Source organism: Nonomuraea longispora, assembly GCF_004348345.1.
Classification (GTDB): Bacteria; Actinomycetota; Actinomycetes; order Streptosporangiales; family Streptosporangiaceae; genus Nonomuraea; species Nonomuraea longispora.
Window position 1 is genome coordinate 1 of sequence record NZ_SMJZ01000082.1, and the last position, 23,344, is coordinate 23,344.

At 70.6% G+C, this 23,344-nt stretch carries 25 protein-coding genes; 6 read left to right on the top strand and 19 right to left on the bottom strand.

All coding sequences use genetic code 11. The annotated features are described in order from the left end of the window. Positions 1-443: dihydrofolate reductase family protein (locus E1267_RS21655; RefSeq protein ID WP_132334415.1), on the top strand; the 443-nt coding region annotated here is incomplete at its 5' end. Between the two features lie 54 nt (positions 444-497). Here the strand turns inward: E1267_RS21655 and E1267_RS21660 are convergent. The 3 genes from E1267_RS21660 to guaB all read right to left on the bottom strand — a co-directional run bounded on the left by E1267_RS21660 (position 498) and on the right by guaB (position 3,433). Next, positions 498-752 carry a hypothetical protein gene (locus E1267_RS21660; protein ID WP_132334416.1) on the bottom strand — a complete coding sequence of 85 codons (255 nt, stop codon included), beginning with the start codon at positions 750-752 and terminating at the stop codon, positions 498-500. 73 nt (positions 753-825) lie between these two features. Beyond that, positions 826-1,947 carry a GuaB3 family IMP dehydrogenase-related protein gene (locus E1267_RS21665; RefSeq protein ID WP_171055424.1) on the bottom strand — a complete coding sequence of 374 codons (1,122 nt, stop codon included), beginning with the start codon at positions 1,945-1,947 and terminating at the stop codon, positions 826-828. 4 nt (positions 1,948-1,951) lie between these two features. Further along, positions 1,952-3,433: an IMP dehydrogenase gene (gene guaB, locus E1267_RS21670; RefSeq protein WP_132334417.1), complete on the bottom strand. Its 1,482-nt coding sequence runs from the start codon at positions 3,431-3,433 to the stop codon at positions 1,952-1,954. 618 nt (positions 3,434-4,051) lie between these two features. Between guaB and E1267_RS21675 the strand changes: the two genes are divergently transcribed. Both E1267_RS21675 and E1267_RS21680 read left to right on the top strand, forming a co-directional pair. Next, positions 4,052-4,924 carry a response regulator transcription factor gene (locus tag E1267_RS21675; protein ID WP_246064120.1) on the top strand — a complete coding sequence of 291 codons (873 nt, stop codon included), beginning with the start codon at positions 4,052-4,054 and terminating at the stop codon, positions 4,922-4,924. Positions 4,925-4,963: 39 nt separating this feature from the next. Then, entirely contained in the window at positions 4,964-5,341 is a 378-nt protein-coding gene (locus tag E1267_RS21680) for a DUF5319 domain-containing protein (protein ID WP_090930411.1), read from the top strand. Here E1267_RS21680 and E1267_RS44490 read toward each other — a convergent pair. The 4 genes from E1267_RS44490 to groES form a co-directional block, all read right to left on the bottom strand. Continuing rightward, on the bottom strand, positions 5,302-5,454 hold the full coding sequence (locus E1267_RS44490) for a hypothetical protein (protein ID WP_165959721.1): 153 nt from the start codon (positions 5,452-5,454) through the stop codon (positions 5,302-5,304). The genes E1267_RS21680 and E1267_RS44490 overlap by 40 nt on opposite strands. Next, the gene (locus tag E1267_RS21685) at positions 5,451-6,086 is read right to left on the bottom strand and encodes a sigma-70 family RNA polymerase sigma factor (protein WP_132334441.1); all 636 of its coding nucleotides are present in this window, start codon (positions 6,084-6,086) and stop codon (positions 5,451-5,453) included. The genes E1267_RS44490 and E1267_RS21685 overlap by 4 nt, the downstream gene beginning before the upstream one ends. Positions 6,087-6,561: 475 nt before the next feature. Next, complete coding sequence (gene groL / locus E1267_RS21690) at positions 6,562-8,181, bottom strand: chaperonin GroEL (RefSeq protein ID WP_132334419.1); 1,620 nt, start codon at positions 8,179-8,181, stop codon at positions 6,562-6,564. A 72-nt stretch (positions 8,182-8,253) separates the two neighbouring features. Then, on the bottom strand, positions 8,254-8,565 hold the full coding sequence (gene groES, locus E1267_RS21695; RefSeq protein ID WP_043623565.1) for a co-chaperone GroES: 312 nt from the start codon (positions 8,563-8,565) through the stop codon (positions 8,254-8,256). A gap of 339 nt (positions 8,566-8,904) precedes the next feature. Here groES and E1267_RS21700 point away from each other — a divergent pair, with 339 nt between their 5' ends. From E1267_RS21700 to E1267_RS21710, 3 genes are all read left to right on the top strand, one after another. Further along, on the top strand, positions 8,905-10,083 hold the full coding sequence (locus tag E1267_RS21700) for a class I SAM-dependent methyltransferase (protein WP_132334420.1): 1,179 nt from the start codon (positions 8,905-8,907) through the stop codon (positions 10,081-10,083). 192 nt (positions 10,084-10,275) lie between these two features. Then, entirely contained in the window at positions 10,276-12,144 is a 1,869-nt protein-coding gene (locus E1267_RS21705; RefSeq protein WP_132334421.1) for a hypothetical protein, read from the top strand. 113 nt (positions 12,145-12,257) lie between these two features. After that, entirely contained in the window at positions 12,258-13,106 is an 849-nt protein-coding gene (locus tag E1267_RS21710; RefSeq protein ID WP_132334422.1) for a TIGR02452 family protein, read from the top strand. Between the two features lie 74 nt (positions 13,107-13,180). On the opposite strand, the gene tsaD is transcribed toward E1267_RS21710, so the two are convergent. The 12 genes from tsaD to E1267_RS21770 all read right to left on the bottom strand — a co-directional run bounded on the left by tsaD (position 13,181) and on the right by E1267_RS21770 (position 23,186). Beyond that, a complete protein-coding gene (gene tsaD / locus E1267_RS21715) occupies positions 13,181-14,212 on the bottom strand; it encodes a tRNA (adenosine(37)-N6)-threonylcarbamoyltransferase complex transferase subunit TsaD (protein ID WP_132334423.1) in 1,032 nt (343 codons plus the stop codon). Next, positions 14,205-14,636 (bottom strand): ribosomal protein S18-alanine N-acetyltransferase, encoded by a 432-nt coding sequence (gene rimI / locus E1267_RS21720; protein WP_132334442.1) that lies wholly within the window; start codon positions 14,634-14,636, stop codon positions 14,205-14,207. The genes tsaD and rimI overlap by 8 nt, the downstream gene beginning before the upstream one ends. Positions 14,637-14,647: 11 nt before the next feature. After that, positions 14,648-15,295, bottom strand: a complete 648-nt coding sequence (gene tsaB, locus E1267_RS21725) for a tRNA (adenosine(37)-N6)-threonylcarbamoyltransferase complex dimerization subunit type 1 TsaB (RefSeq protein WP_132334424.1) — start codon at positions 15,293-15,295, stop codon at positions 14,648-14,650. Between the two features lie 119 nt (positions 15,296-15,414). Continuing rightward, positions 15,415-15,741: a hypothetical protein gene (locus E1267_RS45340; RefSeq protein WP_181957823.1), complete on the bottom strand. Its 327-nt coding sequence runs from the start codon at positions 15,739-15,741 to the stop codon at positions 15,415-15,417. A 35-nt stretch (positions 15,742-15,776) separates the two neighbouring features. Then, complete coding sequence (locus tag E1267_RS21735) at positions 15,777-16,313, bottom strand: class F sortase (protein ID WP_165959722.1); 537 nt, start codon at positions 16,311-16,313, stop codon at positions 15,777-15,779. Between the two features lie 3 nt (positions 16,314-16,316). Continuing rightward, on the bottom strand, positions 16,317-16,991 hold the full coding sequence (locus E1267_RS21740) for a hypothetical protein (RefSeq protein ID WP_132334425.1): 675 nt from the start codon (positions 16,989-16,991) through the stop codon (positions 16,317-16,319). 167 nt (positions 16,992-17,158) lie between these two features. Beyond that, positions 17,159-17,617, bottom strand: a complete 459-nt coding sequence (gene tsaE / locus E1267_RS21745; RefSeq protein ID WP_342774856.1) for a tRNA (adenosine(37)-N6)-threonylcarbamoyltransferase complex ATPase subunit type 1 TsaE — start codon at positions 17,615-17,617, stop codon at positions 17,159-17,161. Further along, positions 17,617-18,666, bottom strand: a complete 1,050-nt coding sequence (locus tag E1267_RS21750; RefSeq protein WP_132334426.1) for an alpha/beta fold hydrolase — start codon at positions 18,664-18,666, stop codon at positions 17,617-17,619. The genes tsaE and E1267_RS21750 overlap by 1 nt, the downstream gene beginning before the upstream one ends. Before the next feature lie 46 nt (positions 18,667-18,712). After that, positions 18,713-19,846, bottom strand: coding sequence for an alanine racemase (gene alr / locus E1267_RS21755; protein ID WP_132334445.1), 1,134 nt, complete (start codon positions 19,844-19,846; stop codon positions 18,713-18,715). 105 nt (positions 19,847-19,951) lie between these two features. After that, positions 19,952-21,403, bottom strand: coding sequence for an NAD(P)H-hydrate dehydratase (locus tag E1267_RS21760; protein WP_132334427.1), 1,452 nt, complete (start codon positions 21,401-21,403; stop codon positions 19,952-19,954). A 9-nt stretch (positions 21,404-21,412) separates the two neighbouring features. Continuing rightward, positions 21,413-21,763, bottom strand: a complete 351-nt coding sequence (locus E1267_RS21765; protein WP_132334428.1) for a holo-ACP synthase — start codon at positions 21,761-21,763, stop codon at positions 21,413-21,415. A 10-nt stretch (positions 21,764-21,773) separates the two neighbouring features. Beyond that, positions 21,774-23,186: an alkaline phosphatase PhoX gene (locus tag E1267_RS21770; RefSeq protein ID WP_132334429.1), complete on the bottom strand. Its 1,413-nt coding sequence runs from the start codon at positions 23,184-23,186 to the stop codon at positions 21,774-21,776. Positions 23,187-23,344: the final 158 nt, after the last annotated feature.

The window sequence follows — 23,344 nt, forward strand, 5'->3', positions numbered from 1 at the left end:
AGACGGTGCCCGCCCCCATCCGGGCCCAGACCGGCTTCGACGCCCCCAACCAGCGCTTCGACACCGTGCTCATGGGCCGGGGCACGTACGAGATCGGCCTGGAGACGGGCACGACCAACCCCTACCCGCACATGAGGCAGTACGTCATCTCCAACACCATCAAGAGCATCGACGAGCCCGCCATCGAGCTGGTCCCCGGCGACCCGCTCGGCCTGGTGCGGCGGCTGAAGCAGGAGGACGGGCTCGACATCTGGCTGTGCGGCGGCGGCAACGTGGCCGCACAGCTCCTGCCGGAGATCGACGAGTTGATCACGAAGTGCTACCCGGTGGTGGCGGGAGGGGGCATCCCAGCCTTCCACGGCGGTTTCCGGCCGACGACGTTCACCCTGACCGGCACCGAGACGTTCAGCAACGGCACCCTGGTGACGACCTACACCCGCTGAGCCGGTTGCGCGCGGTGGTGATGGGCCATCCTGCCGGGCCGGAGCGGCCCGAGCTCACCTCCGGCCGAGGCCCTGCCGCTCCATCTCCTCGACCGCCTTCTTCGCGGTCATCAGCGACGCCCCGGTGGCCTCCCGGTAGATCTTGATCGCCAGGATTTTCTTCCCCTTGCGCATCGCCGCGTAGAAGTCGGGCGGCAGTCGTGAATCTCCGTCGACGGAGTCGATCAGCGCGGGATCGATGCCGAGGTGCCGCTCAAGGTAGGCGATCTGCCTTTCCAGCCGGGCAACTCGCTCTTCAAGGGATTCCATGCCCGAAACCATAACTTCACCGCAGCCCGGCGCGCAGTGCCGCCGGTGGGCCGCGGTGGCGGATCGGGACAGGTCAGGAGTGGGTCGGGGCCACCACGACCTCGACCCGCTGGAACTCCTTGATGTCGGAATAGCCGGTGGAGGCCATGGTGCGCTTGAGCGCGCCCATGAGGTTCATCGAACCGTCGGCCACGCTCGACGGCCCGTGCAGGATCTGCTCCAGCGTCCCCACCGTCCCGAACTCGACCCGTCGCCCCCTCGGCAGGTCGGGGTGGTGCGCCTCGGAACCCCAGTGGAACCCGTGGCCGGGCGCCTCGGCGGCGCGGGCCAGCGGCGAGCCCACCATCACGGCGTCGGCCCCGCAGGCGATGGCCTTGGCGATGTCGCCGGACGTGCCCATGCCGCCGTCGGCGATCACGTGCACGTAGCGGCCGCCCGACTCGTCCATGTAGTCGCGCCTGGCCGCGGCGACGTCGGAGATCGCGGTGGCCATCGGCACGGCCACCCCGAGCACGTTGCGCGTCGTGTGGGAGGCGCCGCCGCCGAAGCCGACCAGCACCCCCGCCGCACCCGTGCGCATCAGGTGGAGAGCGGCCGTGTGGGTCGCGCAGCCGCCCACGATGACCGGCACGTCGAGCTCATAGATGAACTGCTTGAGGTTGAGCGGCTCGGCCCGCCCCGACACGTGCTCGGCGGAGACGGTCGTGCCGCGGATGACGAAGATGTCGACGCCCGCGTCGATCACGGCCTTGTGGTATTGGACCGTGCGCTGCGGCGACAACCGCACGGCGGTCGTCACGCCGGAGGAGCGGATCTCCTCGATCCGCCGGCCGATCAGGTCCTCCTGGATCGGGGCCGCGTAGATCTCCTGCAGCCGCTTGGTGGCCGCCGCGGCGTCGAGCGTCGAGCACTCCTCCAGCAGCGGCGACGGGTCCTCGTAGCGAGTCCAGAGCCCTTCGAGGTCGAGCGGGGCCAGCCCGCCCAGCCGCCCGATCTCGATGGCGGTGGCCGGCGAGACCACGCTGTCCATGGGAGCGACCACCACGGGCAACTCGAACCGGTAGGCGTCGATCTGCCAGGCGATCGAGACCTCCTCCGGGTCACGGGTGCGCCGCGAGGGCACCAGCCCGATCTCGTCGAGCGAGTATGCCCGCCGCCCGGTCTTTCCCCGGCCGATCTCCACCTGCTGAGTCATGAACTTACCTTCTGTGATAGTTCGGAGCTTCCACCGTCATCTGGATGTCGTGGGGGTGGCTCTCCTTGAGGCCCGCCGCCGTGATCGGCATGAGCTCGCAGTCGGTGTGCATCTGCGAGATCGTGCGGCAGCCGGCGTACCACATGCCCTGGCGCAGCCCGCCGATGAGCTGGTGGGCGACGGCCGAGACCGGGCCGCGATAGGGCACCTGACCCTCGATGCCCTCGGGGATGTATTTGTCCTCGCCGCCGACGTCGGCCTGGGCGTAGCGGTCCTTGCTGAAGGAGGCGCCGCCGCGCTCGCGGTTGCGTACGGCGCCGAGCGAGCCCATGCCGCGGTAGGACTTGAACTGCTTGCCGTTGATGAAGATCAGCTCGCCGGGCGACTCCTCGCACCCCGCGAGCAGCGAGCCCAGCATGACCGTGTCGGCGCCGGCGGCGATCGCCTTGACGATGTCGCCGGAATACTGCAGGCCACCGTCGCCGATCACCGGCACGCCCGCGGGCGCGCACGCCTTGGATGCCTCGTGGATGGCGGTCACCTGCGGGGCGCCGACCCCGGCGACCACCCGCGTGGTGCAGATGGAGCCGGGCCCCACGCCCACCTTGACCGCGTCGGCGCCCGCGTCGACCAGCATCTGCGCGCCCGCCCTCGTCGCGATGTTGCCGCCGATGACCTCGACCTTGCTGTTGGCCTTGACCTTGGCGACCATGTCGGCCAGGCCCTTGGAGTGGCCGTGCGCCACGTCGACCACCACCACGTCGACCCCGGCCTCGATCAGCGCCTTGGCCCTCACCTCCGCATCACCGCCGACGCCGACGGCCGCCCCCACGATGAGCCGGCCGTCGGCGTCTTTGGTGGACAGAGGGTATTGCTCGCTCTTGGTGAAGTCTTTGACCGTGATCAGGCCGCGCAGCCTGCCGTCGGCGTCGACGAGGGGCAGCTTCTCGATCTTGTTTTTCCTCAGGAGGGCGAAGGCGTCGTCACGCGAGACCCCCACCGGCGCGGTGACCAGCGGCATCTTGGTCATGACCTGATGCACGGGCCGCGACTGGTCGGTCTCGAAGCGCATGTCGCGGTTGGTCACGATGCCGACCAGCGTGCCCGACACGTCGGTGACGGGAACCCCCGAGATCCGGTAGGTCGCGCAGAGCCGCTCGACGTCGGCCAGCGTGTCGTCGGGGCTGCACGTCACCGGATTGGTGACCATGCCCGCCTCGGAACGCTTGACCAGGTCGGCCTGCTGGGCCTGCTCGTCGACCGACAGGTTGCGGTGCAGGATGCCGATGCCGCCCTGCCGCGCCATGGCGACCGCCATGCGGGCCTCGGTGACGGTGTCCATCGCGGCGGAGACCAGCGGGATGGACAGCGTGACGCCACGGGACAGGCGGGACCGGGTGTCGGCGTCGCCCGGTTGCAGATCGGAATATCCAGGAACCAGCAGCACGTCGTCGAAGGTCAGACCCATCTCGGTGAACTTGGACATGCTGCGGCCCCCTCCTGCCGATGCGCTGATGCAGCCAAGTCTAGGGCCTGCCTCCAAAATCGTGTTCACGGCCTCGGAGCCCGGCGCGCAGGGACCTTTCCCGGTCCCGCGGCAGGAGGCGCGCAGTGCCGGGAGCACGATGACCCCCACGGTCCGTCGTACTCCCGGCATCTCACAGCGCTGGGGGATGGGGCGGTCGGTGACCCGTCCCATCCCCCAGCCACCGGCACCCGGGCGTGGTGGCGCGTGCGCACCACCGAACCCCCCTCCGCGTCCTGATGGGCGGCGCTGCCACGCCCGCTTCCGGATGCCGACGCTAGGTAAAGCCTGCGTCACTCAACGGCACAATCGCAAGGTGAAAACGTGCAATTGCACGAAGTTGCACACCTCCCTCCATCAGTCGGCGGAAGGTGAGGACACGGGCGCAATGCGGCGTTATTCTCGCGGCACGCCCGTGTCCCCCTTACGGAGCCGCCCACGATGCGCAATGAGCCCAGAGCCGCGTCAGATCCCTATGAGACGCTGGGCCTCGACCCTGCCCAGAGGGCGCTCTACTCAACGGTGCTGCGCCTGCACAGAGCCACCCGCACCGATCTCGCACAGGCCATCGACGGCCCCGTGGAGAAGGTCACCCGCCAGCTCGACGACCTGGTCAAACTGGGCGTGGTGGACGAACGGTCGGGCGAATACCTGGCCCGCCACCCCGCGGCGGCGCTCGGCCGGGTGATCGCCGAGCGGCTGGAGCGGCTGGCCGAGGAGAGCCGCATGATCGATTCGGCGCTCGCGTCCATCCGCGGCCTGATCCACGACTACGACGCCGGCCGCGACTACCAGAGCGGGCCTTTCACGGTGGAGATGTTGAACGGGGCCGACGTCCTGTTCGAAAGCGTGGTCGGTATGGCCGTGCAGTCGCCGCCGATGGAATTGCACACAGCAATCCCGGACGAACGCACAATGAGCGATTTTGCTCGTAAATTTGCGGATCCGTGGATTGATGCGCAACAACGAAATCTTCTGGCCGTTCACATGATCCTGCCGGTTTCGGCCCTGACGCTCCCGGGCGTACGCGATCTGCTGACCCGCCTGCTCGAAGCCGGCGGCAACGTACGCACGCTGGACCGTGTGCCGAGTTGGTTCATGACCGCCGGCGCCGACGTGGCCGGTCTGCCCGCGTTCTGGGGCGGCAACCTGCCCGACCACGCCTACCACTTCTACCTCGTACGCACGCCGATCGTGGTGGGCATGCTCCGCGCCCTCTTCATCGAGCTGTGGGGCCGCGCCACGCCTCTGCCGTGGGGCCGCGGAACTGACGGGATGGCTCAGGTGCTGCGCCTGGCCGCGCAGGGCCTGTGCGACGAGTCGATAGCCCGGCAGCTCGGGATCTCGGTCAGGACGGTACGAGCGAGGTTCGCCGGGGCCATGGCCGAATTGGGCGCCCAGTCACGCTTTCAAGCAGGCGTGGAGGCCGCCAGACGCGGATGGCTGAGGTAATAGCCACCGCTCGGGCCGCATCGGTCATATGGTGGGAAGGTGCTGGAAGACGTCCCCCGCGACCCGTTCGCGGACGACCCGAACGACCCTTCCTCGGCGATGGGCGCCCTGGACGACGCCGAGCCACTCACCGCGGCCGAACGCGACGAGGCCATCACCGACCTCGCCGACGTCGAGGTCTTCCGCTCCCTGCTCGAACCGCAGGGTGTGCTGGGCCTCGTGCTCGACTGCCCCGAATGCGGCGAGCAGCACTTCTTCGACTGGGAGCTGCTGCGCGGCAACCTGCGACAGATGATCGAGAAAGGCCAGCCACAGGTCCACGAGCCGGCCTTCCACCCCGATCCCGCCGACTACGTCAGCTGGGAGTACGCCAGAGGCTATGTCGATGGCGTCATCGACACGGAGGAGCGCCGCTGATCCACGTCGTCGAGCAGCACGGCCAGCAACCGTGCTGCCGGATCGCCCGAGTCGGGCATCTCTCCACGGCCGAGCGCGTCGAGCAGCGCATCGGTCTCGTCCTCTGGCGTCAAGCGGACTCCAGCTCGGCCATCTGCCGCAACCTGGCCAGCGCCCGATGCTGGGCGACGCGGACCGCACCCGGTGACATGCCGAGTACATTACCGGTCTCCTCGGCGGAGAGCCCCGACACCACCCGCAACAGCAGCAACTCCCGCTGGTTCTCCGGCAGCCTGGCCAGCAGCCTGCGCGCGTGCTCCACCTCGATGTAGCGGACCACCGTCTCCTCGGGCCCCGGCCCGTCGTCGGGCCCGTCAGGCAGGTCCTGGGTAGGTACGGCCGAGCGCACGGAGCTGCGCAGCGCGTCGGCCACTTTGTGCGAGGCGATCCCGAACACGAAGGAGGCGAACGGCCGCCCCATGTCGCGGTAGCGCGGCAGCGCGGACAGGACCGCGATGCACACCTCCTGGGCGACGTCATCGGCAATGTGATATTGCCCCGAAACCCTACCCAGCCTGGCACGGCAATACCGCACCACCATCGGACGCAACTCGCCGAGCAGAGATTCGATCGCACTGCGATCTCCCTGCACGGCGAGGCTCGTCAGTTCCCTAAGGTCGGAGTCATCCGTCCGTGCCGGAAGTCTCGACGCGAGCCTTACCCCAATTTTGGCGTCGGCGACGCTTCCCTCGCTCACGATAGGCATGATGCCCGCACCGATCCGGCCTGTCGTCATGGCGAACGGCTACGGATTGGTCACATCTGAAGCGATGATAACTATCAGTAATCAAATGGGTACACTACGGCGAAACGGCTGACATAATGTTTCATCTCATAACCGGGAATGCACGACATTTGTCAGACACAGACGCTTACCGCCCTCTTCCGGTTTACTGCAATATTCCACCTTTTTCCCCACTTCCCCCCAACGGCCCGGGACGCCGCTCAGAGACGCGGCAGTCCAGACGGCCATGAGCGCCACCGAGCGCCACAGAGCGCCACAGAGCGCCACCGCCACGGCCATGAGGCAGCCGTAGGCGCCCCGGGAGCCGGAGGGCGCCACCGGGGGACGTCATGCGGGCCCGCGCCACCAGAGCGCCGCACGACCGCACCCCTGTGCCCTGGAACGACGAACGGCCCGCATCCCCGAGGGGATGCGGGCCGTGAAGCGGGAGAAGCGGTCAGTGGCCGTGGCCGTGACCGTGCCCCTGGCCGTCGGCCGAGGCCTCTTCCTCGGGCTTGTCCACCACGAGCACCTCGGTCGTGAGGAGCATGCCCGCGATCGAAGCCGCGTTCTGCACCGCCGACCGGGTCACCTTGACGGGGTCGATGACGCCCTGCGCGAGCAGGTCGCCGTATTCGCCCGTCGCGGCGTTGAGGCCGTGACCGGCCTCCAGCTCGGCGATCTTGTGGGTCACGACGTAACCCTCGAGACCGGCGTTCTCGGCGATCCAGCGGGCCGGCTCGACCAGCGCGCGGCGCACGATGCCGACGCCGGTGGCCTCGTCGCCGGACAGCTCGAGGTCGTCGAGCCCCTTGGCGACGTGGATCAGCGCGGTGCCGCCGCCGGAGACGATGCCCTCCTCGATCGCGGCGCGCGTCGCGGAGATCGCGTCCTCGAGGCGGTGCTTCTTCTCCTTCAGCTCCACCTCGGTGGCGGCGCCGACACGCAGCACGCACACACCGCCGGCGAGCTTGGCCAGGCGCTCCTGGAGCTTCTCGCGGTCCCAGTCGGAGTCGGACTGCTCGATGGCAATCTTGATCTCCTTGACGCGGTCCTCGATGGCCTGCGCGTCACCGGCGCCGTCGACGATGGTGGTGTTGTCCTTCGTCACCACGACGCGGCGGGCCTGGCCGAGCACCTCGAGACCGACGTGCTCCAGCTTGAGGCCGATCTCCTCGCTGACGACCTGGCCGCCGGTGAGGATGGCCATGTCCTGCAGCATCGCCTTGCGGCGGTCGCCGAAGCCCGGGGCCTTGACGGCCACGGAGGTGAAGGTGCCGCGGATCTTGTTGGTGACCAGGACGGCCAGGGCCTCGCCCTCGACGTCCTCGGCGACCACGAGCAGCGGCTTCTTCGTCTGGGCGATCTTCTCCAGCAGCGGCAGGAAGTCCGCGATGGAGGCGATCTTGCCCTGGGTGAGCAGGATGTAGGCGTCCTCGAGGACGGACTCCATCCGCTCGGGGTCGGTCACCATGTAGGCCGACAGGTAACCCTTGTCGAACTGCATGCCCTCGGTGAACTCGAGCTCCATGCCCATGGCGTTGGACTCTTCGACGGTGAGCACGCCGTCCTTGCCCACCTTGTCGAACGCCTCGGCGATCAGGTTGCCGATCTGCGCGTCCTGGGCGGAGATCGTCGCAACGTTGGCGATCTCCTTCTTGTCCTCGACCGGCCGGGCGGTGGCGAGCAGCTTTTCGCTGATCACATTGGCGGCCTTGTCGATGCCGCGCTTGAGCGACAGCGGCGAGGCGCCGGCCGCCACGTTGCGCAGGCCCTCGCGGACCATGGCCTGGGCCAGCACGGTGGCGGTGGTGGTGCCGTCACCGGCGATGTCGTTGGTCTTGGTGGCAACTTCCTTGGCGAGCTGGGCGCCGAGGTTCTCGTAGCGCTCCTCCAGCTCGACCTCACGAGCGATGGTCACACCGTCGTTCGTGATCGTCGGCGCACCGAACTTCTTGTCGATGACGACGTTGCGGCCACGCGGGCCAAGGGTCACCTTCACGGCGTCCGCGAGGGCGTTCACGCCACGCTCGAGTGAGCGGCGCGCGTCCTCGTCGAACGTCAGGATTTTCGCCATAGCTGAAAAGTCCTCTCCTAGCGTCGAGAGCCCCGGTCGCCCCTTGGAGCGCCCGGGGCCCGACGCACCGGCTTACTTCTCGATGATCGCGAGAACGTCGCGGGCGGAGAGCACGAGGTACTCCTCGCCGCCGTACTTGACCTCGGTGCCGCCGTACTTGCTGTAGAGGACGATGTCGCCCTCGGAGACGTCGAGCGGAATCCGCTTGTCGCCGTCCTCGTCCCAGTTGCCGGGGCCCACCGCGAGGACCTTGCCCTCTTGCGGCTTCTCCTTGGCGGTGTCCGGGATGACCAGGCCGGAAGCGGTGGTCTGCTCGGCCTCAAGCGGCTGAACCACAATGCGGTCGCCGAGCGGCTTAACGGGAACCTTGGTGGCGGTCGTCACGATCGGACCTCCCCTTCAGATTTGAATGATCTAGAAGAGGCGACCAGCTGGGCCTGCCGTCGCGGGTGTCAGACCTGCCTCGTCGCACGTTGGCACTCTCAAGGGGAGAGTGCCAACAGGAAACATATGCAAGAGGGGCTTGACAGTCAACACGAACGCGTCTGCTGAGAGCGATCGCAGGGCCCGCGACAGTCCTCTACCAGGGTAATGGCCGGTCATACAGGGTTCGAGATGTTTCTCCGGCCGCTTCTCCGGCCGCGCGATTCGCGAGCCCGGGTCGTGGCGCCGGGTCGGGCCGCTGTGTCCTGGCGCCGTGTCGTGGCGCTAACGTCGTGCCACGTGGACCTCGACGCCTTCGACGAGCTGCTGACCCCGCGCGGGCGGCGGGCGCTGGCCGAGGCCGGTGAGCTCGCCGGCGCCGACCCGGTGGCCGCCGCCACGAGACTGCGCAGGACGTACGACGCGGCGCTCACCTCGGCGGCGCTCACCCAGGCGGCCCTCAGGGAGCGGGCCACGGCCAAGTTCGGCGATGACGCCCGGCTGATGTACTTCACACCGCACGGCCTCGAGCAGTCCACCCGGACGGAGGTCGCCGAGCACCGCGCCACCCGCCTGATCGCCGCGCAAGTCCCCGCGCCCGGGGTCGTGGACGCCTGCTGCGGCATCGGCGGCGACCTGCTGGCGCTGGCCCGCGCGGGGTGCACCGTGGAGGCCGTCGACACCGACCCGCTGACCGCCGCCGTGGCCAGGGCCAACGCCGAGGCTCTCGGGCTGGGCGACCGGGTGACGGTGAGGGTGGCCGACGCGGCCGCCGTCGAGCCGGAGCGTTACGACGCGCTCTTCGCCGATCCTGCGCGGCGTACGAGCAGGGGCCGCACCTTCGACCCCATGGCCTACTCGCCGCCGTGGCCCGTGGTGCTCGGCCTCGTCTCCAGAGCCCGTACGGCCTGCCTCAAGGTCGCCCCCGGCATCCCCTACACGTTCATCCCCGAAGGGGCGCAGGCCGAGTGGGTGTCCTTCAAGGGCGAGGTCAAGGAGGCGACACTCTGGACCGGCGCGGCCCATGAGGCGGGCAGGCGGGCCACCCTCCTGCCGGGCGGCCACACTCTCGCCGCCACCGGTGTCGAGGCCGGCACGGGGCCGGCCGGCCGGTACGTCTACGAGCCCGACGGCGCCGCCATCCGCGCGCACCTCGTGGGCGAGGTGGCCGAGCTGGTCGCCGGCCGCCTGCTCGATCCGATGATCGCGTACATCACGGGCGACGCTCCCGTGGTCACCCCATGGGCCACGAGATACGAGATAGACGACGTACTTCCGTTCTCGCTGAAGAAACTACGCGCCGCACTCCGGGAGCGGAAAATCGGAAATGTCACTATCAAGAAGCGCGCCTCCGCCGTCGACGTCGAACGCCTGCGCAGCGATCTGCGGCTCAAAGGGAATGAATCCGCGGTCGTCATCCTGACACGCATTGCCGATAAACCATCGGTCATCATCTGCAACCAGCCATCCCCCATCTGAGCTGGCATTTCGGGCATTCTTCGGTTTCGATCGATCTTTGAATTCGCCGCTGACGTACCTTGATCAAAAGGCTAAGGTGGGCGGGCGGGAGTTCTCCCCCACTGCGGTAAACCGTGTTCTCGCTCTTTCATCTGCAAACCGGACCTACCCCACCGCTGCGCGGCAGACCGTCGGCGAGCGAAGGAGCTTTCGGTGGATCATTCCAACCACACCACCCTTCTTCAGGCAGGCGGCCATCTGGCCATCTCCGAGAGAATGCGAGACCTGCTGCAGCGCGCCTCCCAGGATCACGTCTACGAGCAGCGCACCCAGGGCGCCATGCTCGACGAGATCCGCCAGCGGCTGGAGGGCATGGAGTGGCTCCTGCGCGAGGTGCGCGAGCGCGAGCTCGGCGGCCTGAGCGGCACACTGGAGGCGGTCAACGGGCGGCTCGACGACATCACCGCCAAGCCACCGATGTGGGCCGAGGGCCTGGCGCAGCACGTGGAGGCGGTCCGCGACCACGTCGACGCCGTCGGCGAGCGGGTGGGCGGCGTGGACGCCCGCGTCGCCCCCGTGGCCGAGCTGCCCACCATACGGGCCGACGTCGGCACCGTGGGCGAGGGCGTCGACGAGGCGCTCGACCGGCTGAAGGCGGTGCTCGACACCGCCGACGGCATCACCAAGGGCATGTCCGACTTCGCCGCCAGGCTGACCACGCTCAGCACCAGCATGGAGGCCGCGGCCGGCCGCTTCACCCGGCTCGACCGGTCGATGGCAGACCTGGCCACCCGCACCGACCGCGTCGAAGGCCTGATCGGCGACCTGTCCGAGGGCATCGCCGACTCGTCCGAGCAGCTGAGGGCCGGTCTCGACGCGGTCGAGCAGCGCATGACGGCCCGCCTCGACGAGAGCGACCAGCGCCTGACCGCCCGCCTCGACGAGGCCGGCAGACACCTCACCACCCGGCTCGACGAGACCGACGAGCGGCTCACCGTGCGCCTGGAGGGCACCGACCGGCGCCTGACCGCCCGCCTCGACGAGACCGACCAGCGGCTGGCCAGGAGCCTCGTCGAGGCCGACGAACGGCTCGCCATCCGGCTCAAGGAGGCCGACGCCCAGCTCACCGGCCACCTGTCCGACGTCGAGCAGCGGCTCACCGCGAGGCTCGACGAGACCGACCGCCACCTCGCCGTGCAGCTCGGCGAGAGCGAGCAGCGCCTGACCGCCCGGCTCGGCGGCGTCGACGCCCGGCTTGAGCGGGCCGAGAGCACGCTGTCCGGCCTCGACGCCAAGGTCACCGACTTCGGCGGCCGGCTGGAGTCCGCCGGCGAGAGCCTGGCCGACATCGACACCAGGGTCGACGGCATCGACACCCGGCTGGGCGGCGTCGACAAGCACCTCACCTCGGTGGACGGCCGCCTCGGCGGGGTCGACAAGCGCCTGGGCATCCTCGACGGCCACCTGGGCCGCCACGACGACCGCTTCGACGCGCTCGACGTGCGCGTCGACGCCCGTTTCACCGCGCTCGACGAGCGCATGGCCGCCACCGACCAGCGCGTGGGCGAGAGCACCACCCGCACCGAGGGCCGCTTCAACCGGCTCGACAGCCAGGTGGACGCCATCGACGAGCGTCTCGGCGAGGCCGAAGAGCACCTGAGCAGCCGCTTCGACGCCATCGACGGCCACCTCGGAGGGCTCGACAGCCGCTTCAACGTCCTCGACACCCACGTCAACGGCCTGGCCACCCGCGCCGCGCAGGCCAGCGAGCACCTGGAGGCCGTCGACGACCGCATCGAGTCGGTGAGCCAGCGCGTCGGCCAGCTGCCCGCGGCCATCCCGGAGCGGGTCGGCGAGCTGATCCGCTCGCAGACCGGCGACCAGGCCGAGCGCCTTGCCGACGCCGCCGGCGTGCTCACCGAGCTGGTCCGCACCCGTCCCGACCGCGACGAGTTGGCCGAGACGGTCACCGGCATCGTCCAGCCCGCCGCCGACGACCTCAACAAGCGGCTCGGGGCCCTGGAGGAGACCATGCTGGCGCTGGCCGAGGCCCTGCTCCGCCCCACCAGGGCGAAGGACTGACCGCTCCGCGGGCACGCCTCTCCGGCCTGCCCGCGCCCACGTACGCACCCTCCAGAGCCCGCGCGGGGAAAATCCCTCGCGACGGGGGTCGCCTCGATGTCACCATGCGGATCATGAGTACCCGGCTACGCGCGATCGCACGAGACACGGTCGCTACCGTCGAACAGGGCGGTTACACGTCGCCAGGTGGCCAATGGGTGTCTCTCGCCGACGACGTCGCCCATGCTCTGGCGGGCACCCGGCTCTACCTTCCCGAGGAGGACCTGGACACGGCCCTGGGCGACGCGGAGGCCGAGCAGGAGATTCCGGGTCCTCGCATCGAGGTCACGAATGAGTCCACCCTGCAGGCGGCCCGAGCCATGGCGGGCGACGGCACCGACCCGGCCTGCCTGGTCTTCGCCTCGGCCAAGAACCCCGGCGGCGGGTTCATCACCGGCGCCCAGGCACAGGAGGAGAGCCTGGCCAGGGCATCGGCGCTGTACGCCTGCCTCACCGCTGTCCCGCAGTTCTACGCCTACCACCGCGCCCAAGGCGACCTGCGTTACAGCGACCGCGTCATCTATTCGCCCGGTGTGCCGGTCTTCCGCGACGACAAGGGCCGCCTGCTCGACGAGCCGTATCGCGTGGCGTTCCTGACCGCGGCCGCGCCCAACGCACGGGCCATCGCACGCAACCAGCCGCAGGTGGCGGGCAGCATACCGGCCGCGCTGTGGACACGGGCCGTTCGTGTGCTCGATGTGGCGCAGGCCCATGGCCACCGCCGGCTGGTGCTCGGAGCGTGGGGGTGCGGGGTGTTCGGCAACGAGCCCCGGCTGGTCGCCGACACGTTCGCCCGGGCGCTGGCCACACGCAACCGCTTCGACCACATTCGCTTCGCCGTACTGGACCGACAGCCTGGCACGCCGACCTACGCCGCGTTCGCCCGCGTCTTGTCCAACGAAGAGAGCGCAGACTTCCAGTAGCGAACGGCGCTGCGACCCGGCCGGACTTCCCGGAAGACCAGAACGGGACAGAGCACAGGCGTCTCACAACGCCTTCAGACGTGGACCGTCGTGATCGGCAGCGAGGAGTCAGCCGGGATCTCCAGGGCCGAAGGGGTGACTCCGGCCGCGACCAGGTCGGACCCGAGAGCCGCGACCATGGCGCCGTTGTCGGTGCACAACCCCGGCCGCGGCACCCGCAGGCGCACGCCTGCCGCCTCGCACCGCTCCTGCGCCAGCGCGCGCAGCCGGGAGTTGGCCGCCACGCCGCCGCCGATCAGCAGGTCGTCCACCCCGTATTTCCCGCACGCCTGCAACGCCTTGCGGGTCAGTACGTCGACCACGGCCTCCTGGAAGGAGGCCGCCACGTCGGGCACGTGCACGGACTGCCCTGACGCCTCACGGGTCTCGACCCAGCGCGCCACGGCCGTCTTGAGCCCGGAGAAGGAGAAGTCGAGCGTGCCGTCGTCGATCTTGCCCCGGGGGAAGGCGATCGCCGCGCCGGAGCCCTCGCGGGCCGCCCTGTCGATGTGCGGCCCTCCGGGGAAGGGCAGCCCCAGCACGCGCGCCACCTTGTCGAACGCCTCACCGGCCGCGTCGTCCACGGTGGAACCGAGCGAGATCACGTCTTCGGCGACGTCGGGCACGAGCAGCAGCGACGAGTGGCCGCCCGAGACGAGCATCGCGACGCACGGCTTGGGCAGCGGCCCGTGCTCCAGCTGGTCGACGGCGACGTGGGCGGCCAGGTGGTTGACGCCGTAGAGGGGCACGCCGAGGCCGAGCGCGTAGGACTTGGCCGCGGCCACCCCGACCAGCAGCGCGCCGGCGAGCCCTGGGCCCGCGGTCACGGCGACGGCGTCGATGTCGGAGAAGGCGAGCCCGGCCTCTGAGAGCGCCGCCTCCACGGTCGGCGTCATGGCCTCCAGGTGGGCGCGCGAGGCGACCTCGGGCACCACGCCGCCGAACCTCGCGTGCTCGTCCATGCTGGAGGCGATGGTGTTGGCCAGCAGCGTGTGGCCTCTGACGATGCCGATGCCGGTCTCGTCGCAGGAGGTCTCGATCCCCAGGACCAGCGGTTCGTCAGCCATTGAGCTTCCTTCTCATCATGATCGCGTCGGTGCCGTCGTCGTAGTAGCGGCGTCGGGTGCCGATCTCCTCGAACCCGAAGTGCCGGTAGACCGTCTGCGCGCGTGCGTTGTCGGCGCGTACTTCGAGGAAGATCTCGCGCGCTCCCCTGCGGTGCGCCTCGGCCAGCAGCTCGGTGAGCATCGCGCTGCCGATGCCGGTGCCCTGGTGTTTCTCCAGCACCGCGATGGTCTGGACGTCGGCCTGGTCGGCCGCGGCGGCGAGCCCGGCGTAGGCCACGATCTCGTCGTCGACCAGAGCCACCACGTAGTGGCGCGAGCGCGGCATGTCGGCCAGCTCGCCGCGCATCATGCCCTCGCTCCACGCGTCGAGCGGGAAAGTGGCCTGTTCGATCGACATGACCGCCGGCAGGTCGGCCTCGGTCATCAGCCTGAGCTTCACGCCGTCACCCTCTTCGGCGCGCCCGGCACCACGGCGTCGGGCCTGCGCAGGTAGATCGGACGGGGCGGGTCGAGCGTGATGCCCGCGGCGAGCCGCTCGGCCGCGAGCGCGGCCAGCGCCCCGGCGCTCGGGTAGGGGGACACATCGCTCCGCTCCCCCAATATGTCGGGATAAAGCGCGGCACCGGCTCCCACGACCGGCAGCCCCTCCACCGGCACCTCGGCGGGCCGGTCGACGGACGGCCCTTCCACCCGGGTGCGCACGTCGGTGTAACGCGCCCAGAACACCTCTTTGCGCCGCGCGTCGGTGGCCACCAGGAACGGCTCCGCCAGGCCGCTGCCGAAGGCGAGCGCGTCGAGCGTGCACACGCCGTAGGAGGGCACGCCCAGCGTGGCGGACAACCCCTGCGCGGTCATCAGGCCGACACGCAGCCCGGTGTAGGGCCCGGGACCGCTGCCCGCCACGACGGCCGTGACGTCGCGCACCGAGGCCCCCGACTCGGTCAGGACCCGTTGGACGGTCGGGGCGAGCAGCTCACCGTGGCGCCGGGCGTCGACCGTCGTCGACTCGGCGAGCACCCGCTCCCCGTCGTGGAGCGCGGCGGTGACGGCGGGTGTCGCGGTATCAAAGGCCAGGACCAGCACGACTGTCTAGCGTACCCGCCGTAGGTGTCTCTCCCGGCCGTGAGCGAGCACGAGCAGGACGGTCCGCCCGCCCAGCGCGTACGCCTCCAGAGGCCCGTGGGAGCCCGTGTGAGGGGCCGTCAGGCCCAGCCCGTACGCCGCCGCAGCCAGTCGAGCGCCACGACGCCCTGCGCCCGCTGGAACGCCCTGACCGTGGGAAGGCCGGGCGGGCCGGGCATGCGGCCCTGGCAGACGAAGTAGCCGGCCATGGCCGCGACCACCGCGGTGATGGCGGGATCGGGGTCGGTGCACAGCTCGTACGGCGGCGGCCGGAGAGAAGCCGCCGGGCTGCGTGGTCGCCTCGGCCACGGGATCGCCGAGGAACCGTTCGACCGCCGCTCGCACCGGCGGGTGCACGCCGTGCCACGGCACCCGGACGCCGGACGCGGGCGGGTTGCTCTCCGCATTCATGTCCTCATCGTCCCGGAGGGCGCAACCGATTTCAGGCGGGGGACGCGTACACGATGACGTTGTCCAGGTATTCGCCCTTGGCGTAGTCGAACTTGCCGCCGCAGGTGACCAGCTTGAGCCCGTCCTCGACGTAGACCCGCTTGGCGGGGAAGGCGTCCTTGTGCACCTGCTCGATGCCGTCCACCTTGAATGTCACGGTCTTGCCGTCGCTGCGTTCCACCTTGACGGTCTCGCCCTTGCGTAAGTTCCGCAGCTTGTAGAACACGGCCGGCGCCGTCTTGGTGTCGACGTGGCCGATGATGACCGAGGCCCCCTTCTCTCCGGGCACGGCGCTGCCGGTGAACCAGCCGGCCATCTTCGGCTTCTCGTAGGGCGGCAGCTCGATCTCGCCGTTCTTCAGCAGGTCGAGCTCCATCAGCGGGGCCTCGACGTCGATCGACGGAATGTCGATGCTCTCCGGTACGACGGCTTTCGCGGGGGTGGTGCCGGTCTTGAGGTTGTTGCCGAACGCGACCAGCAGCAGTCCCGTCACGGCGCCCGCGAGCACCACCCGTCCTGGACGGGCCATGGTCTATGCCTTACGGCGCTTGACCGCTATGCCGACGCCGGCGGCCAGCGCCAGCGCTATCAGCGCGCCGGCGGGGCCGAGCGGGATCGACGACTCGTCGCTCGCGTCCTTCGCGTACGTGCCGCCGCCGCCCGCCTTGGGTGCCTTGCTGGGCAGTCCTGTCGGGTCGTCGTCGGGCTCGGCCGCGACGATCCTGAGCGTGGCCCTGCCCATGTCGTTGGTGCCGTCGCACTTGACGTCGACGCGGTAGCTGCCGCGCCGGACCGTACCGGAGACCTGCGCGTCGCCGCGCACCCAGGGCGAGCCGTTGGCCGGCGTCGCGGTCGGGGTGGGGGTGACCGACGCGGCGGGGACCGGGTTGAGCGTGACGCCGTTGACGAACGCCTTGGACGTGGCGGTGCCGGTGTGGGCGGGACCTCCGGTCGGGACCGGGCAGTTGGCGAGGATCCACACCGTGGACGTCTCGCCCGCGGTGACGCGGTCGGGGTTGAGCTGCACCGAGATGGTCTGCCTGGTGGCGGTGGCGCTCGGGCTGCCACTGGCCGTCGGGGCCGCGGTGGTGCCGCTCGCCGTGGGGGTGGGTGTCGTCGTCGGATCTGCTTCGGCCGAGGCTGTGCAGCCGGTCAGACCGAGAATGACGATGACCCCCGCGTACGCGACTCGCCTGTCCCTGAGCACCGGCCGCACCCCACTTTGCCGTCTTGCACCTCAGCATCCACCAGAGAGATGGACGTCGCCCCTCCTGATACCCAGAAATTCTGGGCGAACCCTAGCCAACGATCATGATTTACATCATCGTCCGGGTACGTCAAGGGTGCCAGCATTGCCGGTACTTGACCGCCGTTTTACTCTTCAGGCGGCTCAGGCGGCGTGTCGGCCCATCGTTCGCCCACGCCGCGCAGGGTCACGACGCGGGCCTCGTCGCCCGCCTCGCGGTCGATGTGGATCTCCAGCCGGTCGTCGGCCAGGCCCTCCACGAGCCCCTCACCCCATTCGACGACGGTGACCGACTCCTCCAGCGAGGCGTCCAGGTCGAGGTCGTCCACCTCCAGGTCGCCGCCCAGCCGGTAGGCGTCGACGTGGACGAGCGGCGGCCCCTCGCGCAGCGACGGGTGCACCCTGGCGATCACGAACGTGGGCGAGGTGATCGGGCCGCGTACTTTGAGCCCTTCCGCGATGCCCTGCACGAGCGTGGTCTTGCCGGCGCCGAGCGGGCCCGACAGGACGAGCAGGTCTCCAGGGCGCAGCCGCGCGGCCAGGCGGGCGCCGTAGGCGCGCATGTCCTCCGGGGTGGCGAGCCGCACTAGAGCTCCACCCTCTTCACCAGGTCGCGCAGCGCGTCGTTGACGATGCCCGGACGCTCCAACTGGATCAGGTGCGAGGTGTCGGGCACCTCGGTGAGCTGCGCCTTGGGCAGCGCGGCGGCGATCGCCCTGCTGTGCTCGGGCGGGGTCAGCCAGTCGCCGTCGCCCACCAGGATCGCGGTGGGCACCGGGCCGAGCACGTGCAGCGCGGAGAGCTTGTCGTGGTTCATCAGCGCGGGGTAGAAGTCGGCGACCACCTCGGTCGGCGTCGCCCTGATCATCGACTCGGCGAAGTCGACGAGGGTCGGGCTGACGTTCCTGGAGTCGCCGAAGCCCATGTAGCGGGTCATCAGGAAGGCGATGTCGCTGCCCGCGTGGCGGGTGCGGTCGACCAGCGCGCCGCGTTTGCCCAGCATCGACACCGTGGTGGGGGCCACCTTGTGCACGACCTTGGACAGCAGCGCGGGCAGGCCGAGGGTGATCTCGGCCAGCTTGCCCGCCGAGGTCGCGACGAGCGCGGCCGCGCGGATCTTCTCGCCGAACAACTCGGGACGGCGGTCGGCCAGCGCCATGATCGTCATGCCGCCCATGGAGTGGCCGACGAGCACGCACGGGCCGGGCACGTAGGCGTCGATCACCTCGGCCAGGTCGTCGCCCAGCCGGTCGATCGTGCTGTCGTCGGAGCCGCCGCGCTGCGAGCGGCCGTGGGAGCGCTGGTCCCACAGCACGAGCCGGTAGTTCTCCCGCAGGTCCTTGCGCTGGTAGTGCCAGGACTCCAGGCTGAGGCAGTAGCCGTGGCAGAAGACGACGGTCAGCGGCGCGTCGTCGGGGCCGTCGATCTCGACGTGCAGGACCTTGCCGTCGGAGGTGACGAGCGTGCGCTCCCTGCCCCGCAACTCGCCGAACGGCTCGCTGGCCTCGTCATCGGGGCGCAACCTGATGCGGCCGACCGCGTAGCGCTTGGCCAGCGCCGCCGCCGCGACACCGGCGGAAGCCGCACCGACGAGCGCGCCGGCGATCCCTACCCTGCGCCGTCTTGTCGTCGTCATCTCCCCGACCCTTCTCCCGCTCATGCCCGCCGCGAGGTGCCCCGGGTCATCGCGAACTCCTGTGCTCGTAGACCCGCGGCACACGCGAACCGATCCTGGTCACGATCTCATGCGTGATCGTGCCGAGATTATCCGCCCACTCCTGAGCGGTCGGCTCGCCCCTGTCGCCCGGCCCGAACAGCACGATCTCGTCTCCGGCAGACAGCGGGTCGTCGCCCATGTCGATCATGAACTGGTCCATGCACACCCGGCCGGCGACCGTCCTGCGTCGCCCGCCCGCGAGCACCTCCGCCTTCCCCGTCGCGTGCCGCAGAACACCGTCGGCGTATCCGAGCGGCACGAGGGCGAGCGTCGTCTCGCGCTCGGTGACGTAGAGGTGGGCGTAGGACACCCCGGAGCCTTCGGGGACCCGCTTGACCAGCCCCGCCTGGGCCACCAGTGTCATGGCCTGCCTGAGACCGAAGTCGCCCAGCTCGGGCACGGGGCTCAGGCCGTAGAGGGCGATGCCGGGCCTGACCAGGTCGTAGCGGGCCTCGGGCAGCGTCACAGTGGCGGCGGAGTTGGCGATGTGCCTGATCACATGGGAGCCGGCCGCGCCCGCCTGCTCGGCGAGCTTCAGCGCCGCCTCGAACGCCTCCAGCTGCCGCCCGATCGACGGATGGCCGGGGATGTCGGCGCAGGCGAAATGGGACCAGAGACCGGCGATCTCGATGACGCCCTCGGCTTGCAGCCGCAGCGCCCCCGCCAGCAGCGCCGGCCAGGCGGCGGGCGGGCAGCCGCCCCTGCTCATGCCGGTGTCGGCCTCCAGGTGCAGCTTCGCGGTGCGGCCCGTACGCCGTGCGGCGGCGGCGATCTCGCCGAGCATGCCCTCGTCGGAGGCCGACAGCTCGACGTCGGCCCGCAGCGCCTCCTCGATCGGCTCTCCCGGGGTGACGAGCCAGGACAGGATCGGCGCCGTCACACCGCCCTCGCGCAGCGCGAGCGCCTCCCTGACGAACGCGGTGCCGAGCCGGCTCGCGCCTCCCTCCAGGACCGCCTCGGACGTGGGCACCAGGCCGTGACCGTAGGCGTCGGCCTTGACCGCGCCCATCAGCTCCGCGCCACCGGCCCCCTCCTTGAGCAGGGCCACGTTGTGCCTGATCGCACCCAGGTCGACCCGAGCCTGCGCGGGCGTGGCCATCGGGGAGTACATTCTTCTAGTGTGGCAGGTCACGTACGTGGTCGAGCGCGATTTTCACCCCTCACGGCCCCGGCGGCGAGGACTTTCGCCACCGGGGCCGCGCGGTCAGGCCGTGCCGCCGCTCACCGCGCGGATGGCCGCGGGGACGGCGGTGGCCACGTCGGCCGCCGTCAGCGGCGCGCCGCCGGCGGCCAGCCGTCCGGCCAGCCCGTGCAGGTAGGCCCCGCAGGACGCCGCGTCGTAGCAGCTCAGCCCCTGGGCGAGCAGCGAGCCGGCCACCCCGGACAGCACGTCGCCCGTGCCCCCTGTGGCCAGCCACGGCGAGCCGGTGACGTTGACCCGTACCGGCCGCGCGTCTTCCGCCACCACCGTGGTGGAGCCCTTGAGCAGCACGGTCACGCCGAGCTCCGCCGCCGCCCTGCGGGTGTGCTCCAGCCGGGCCGACTCGATGTCGTCGCGCTCGGCCCTGATCAGCCGCGCCAGCTCGCCCGCGTGCGGGGTGATCAGCACGGGCGCGCCGCGGCGCAGCAACGACCGGTCCCTGGCCACCAGCGTCAGCCCGTCGGCGTCGATCAGCACGGGCACGGTGGATGCGAGCACCCTGGCCGCCAGCTCGTGCGCCCAGTCGTCGGTGCCGAGCCCCGGCCCGAGCACCCACGCCTGCACCCGCCCGACGCCGTCGACCGAGGGCCGGTCCAGCTCGGTGACGACCGCCTCGGGCCAGTGCCTGCGCACCTGCGCGACCGCCGCACGCGTCCCCGCGTAGCGCACCATGCCCGCGCCCGCGCGCAGCCCGCCGCCCACGGCGAGCACGGCGGCGCCGGTGTACAGGTCGCTGCCCGCCGCGACCCCCAGGACTCCCCTGCGGTACTTGTCCGACTCGTGGGCCGGCCGCGGCAGCAGCAGATCGACGTCGCCGCCGGTCAGCGCCGCCACGTCGGGATCGGGCAGGTGGGCGCCGAGCCCGATGTCGATCAGCTCCACCGTGCCCGCGCAGGCCGCGCCGGGATCGACGAGCAGCCCGGTCTTGTACGCGCCCATCGTCACGGTCACCTTGGCCCGCACGGCCGCTCCGGGCACCTGGCCGCTGCTCGCGTCGACCCCGCTCGGCACGTCGACCGCGACGATCGCGCCGCGGGCGGCGTTCGCCTGGGCCGCCAGCTCCGCGTACGACTCCCGCAACGCCCCCGCCGCCCCGATGCCGACGAGCCCGTCGATGATCAGGTCGGCGTCGTCGATCGCCGCCCGGTCGACGACCCGGCCGCCCGCCCGCCTGAACGCCAGCAGGCCCGCCTCGTGGATCTTGGACCCGGCCGGCACGGCGCCCACCCGGGCCCCGCGCCGGGCCAGCCGTTCGCCCGCGTAGAGGGCGTCGCCGCCGTTGTCGCCGCTGCCGACGAGGAGCACGACGCGCTTGCCGTACACGCGGCCGAGCAGGTCGGCGCAGACGGCGGCGAGCCCCCACGCGGCCCGCTGCATCAGCGTGCCCTCCGGCAGGAGGGCCATGAGCGCGTGCTCGGCGCCACGGATCTGGTCGGCGGTGTAGGCGGTGCGCATGATCCGAAGTTATCCCTCCGCGATCACGTAGGCCACGGCGACGCCCGCGTCATGGCTGAGTGAGAGGTGCCAGCGTCTGACCCCGAGCTCGCGCGCCACCTCGGCGGCCCGCCCGGTGATCACGAGTTCGGGCTTGCCGAGGTCGTCGCAGCGCACCTCCGCCTCCTGGTGCCCCAGCCCTCGGGGAGCGCCGAGCGCCTTGGCCACGGCCTCCTTGGCGGCGAACCTGGCCGCCAGCGACTGCACCGGCAGCGGCCGTTCGGCCTCGGTGAACAACCGCTCGCGCAACCGCGGCGTGCGGCGGAGCGTCGCTTCGAAGCGGGGGATGTCCACGATGTCCACCCCGATGCCCACGATCACCGCACCAAGCCTAGAACAACCCCTTCTCCCACGGCCCCCAGATGGCGATCGACATGCCGTGTTCGGCCTGGACGTTGACGTAGAGCGTGTGGCCGCCCGGTCCGAACGTGGAGCCGGCGAACTCGGCTCCGGCGTCTCCGGGGATCGGCTCCAGGCGGCAGAAGTCGAAGATCTCCCCCGACCTGGTGAGCCCGCGCAGGAAGTTGGCGCCGTCGCCGTCCTCGCACAACACCAGCGTGCCGCGGCGGCTGACCGTCACGTTGTCGGGCAGGTCGAGCACCTCCGAGCGCGGTGACTCGTAGGCGAGCTTGAGCCGGTGGCTCCACGTCTCGTACGCCCAGACCTGTCCCCGCCCCTTGCCGAACCCGTCGGGCGGGGTGTCGCCGGCCGCGGTGGCCCCGCCCTGGGTCGAGACGAAGTAGACCGTCCCCTGGCGGTAGACCGCGCCCTCCAACCGGGAGAAGATCGCCGCGCCGGCCTCCCTGCCCTGCCGGCCCACGGCCTGGACGGCCTCGTCGTTGGAGGGCGTGCCCGTGAAGCGGGGGTCGGGATCGTCGATGTCCACCCACGTGACGGCGTAGGAGGCGCCCGGCTCCTGGCCCGTGGACAGGTCCTTGCGCTTGGCGCCCTTGACCGCGAGCATCTGCAGCCTGCCGCCGTCGAGCAGCCGCCCGGCCACGGCGGGGTGTTTGGGCGGGAGATAACGGTAGAAGCCGGACGGGAAGCCGAAGTTGTCCTCGGTGAGGTAGATGGCGCCCGTGGAGGGGTCGAAGGCGGCCGACTCGTGCGCGAAACGTCCCGCCGACCTGATCGGCCGGGCGTCGGCCGGGCGTCCGAGCGGCACCTCGAAGATGTAGCCGTGCGGGCGGGTGAGCTTGGAGTTGTCGCCGCCGGAGAAGTCGTCGCCCACGTCGGGGCCGTTGACCGTCTCCTCGCACGTCACCCATGCGCCCCATGACATGGGGCCGCCCGAGCAGTTCATCATGGTGCCGTTGAGCGACGGGCCACTTTTGATCACCTCTCCGTAGCGGGTGACCTGCAGCGTCGAGGTGCCTCCCCCGGCCATGGGGTCGTACGCTCTGTCCTTGTCGCCGAACGCGCCGACGGGCCCGTTGACCTCATGGTTGCGGACCAGGACGGCGCTGCCCTTGGGGCCGGCGAAGGCCGCCATGCCGTCGTGCCTGCCGGGCACGGCCGAGCCGTCGCCGAACCGGTCGCCCGCGAGGCTGAACGAGCGGTACTTGAACCCGTCGGGCAGGCGCAGGCGCACCTTGCCGTCACGGAGATCGCGTACGGGACGCGGCGGCCCGTACGCGCGCACCGGCTTCGCACCCCCTTGGGCGCCCGCGCAGGCCACCCCGGCGAAGGGGCCCGCGACGCCGGCTGCGGCGACCACGCTGGTGATGAAACGACGACGGTCCACGGAAGCCTCCCGCCCGCAACAGTAACCCCCGACAAACCTTCATATATCGGAATCGGGGGTGATTCTCGCAGCCCCGGATCGCCGTCCACAGCCTGTGGACAACCTCCCCGCGCCCCGGCAGGATCCGGCCTCTCCCGCATCGCTACGCTGCCTAGGTG

Coding starts and splice junctions, on each gene's coding strand:
- tsaD (WP_132334423.1), bottom strand. CDS start 14,212: ATGGCTGACGAACCGCTGGTCCTGGGGATCGAGACCTCCTGCGACGAG.
- rimI (WP_132334442.1), bottom strand. CDS start 14,636: ATGACCGAGGCCGACCTGCCGGCGGTCATGTCGATCGAACAGGCCACT.
- groL (WP_132334419.1), bottom strand. CDS start 8,181: ATGGCGAAAATCCTGACGTTCGACGAGGACGCGCGCCGCTCACTCGAG.
- guaB (WP_132334417.1), bottom strand. CDS start 3,433: ATGTCCAAGTTCACCGAGATGGGTCTGACCTTCGACGACGTGCTGCTG.
- E1267_RS21735 (WP_165959722.1), bottom strand. CDS start 16,313: ATGGCCCGTCCAGGACGGGTGGTGCTCGCGGGCGCCGTGACGGGACTG.
- alr (WP_132334445.1), bottom strand. CDS start 19,846: ATGGCCACGCCCGCGCAGGCTCGGGTCGACCTGGGTGCGATCAGGCAC.
- E1267_RS21665 (WP_171055424.1), bottom strand. CDS start 1,947: ATGACTCAGCAGGTGGAGATCGGCCGGGGAAAGACCGGGCGGCGGGCA.
- E1267_RS21660 (WP_132334416.1), bottom strand. CDS start 752: ATGGAATCCCTTGAAGAGCGAGTTGCCCGGCTGGAAAGGCAGATCGCC.
- E1267_RS21750 (WP_132334426.1), bottom strand. CDS start 18,666: ATGACGACGACAAGACGGCGCAGGGTAGGGATCGCCGGCGCGCTCGTC.
- E1267_RS21685 (WP_132334441.1), bottom strand. CDS start 6,086: ATGCCTATCGTGAGCGAGGGAAGCGTCGCCGACGCCAAAATTGGGGTA.
- E1267_RS45340 (WP_181957823.1), bottom strand. CDS start 15,741: ATGCGGAGAGCAACCCGCCCGCGTCCGGCGTCCGGGTGCCGTGGCACG.
- E1267_RS21760 (WP_132334427.1), bottom strand. CDS start 21,403: ATGCGCACCGCCTACACCGCCGACCAGATCCGTGGCGCCGAGCACGCG.
- E1267_RS21710 (WP_132334422.1), top strand. CDS start 12,258: ATGAGTACCCGGCTACGCGCGATCGCACGAGACACGGTCGCTACCGTC.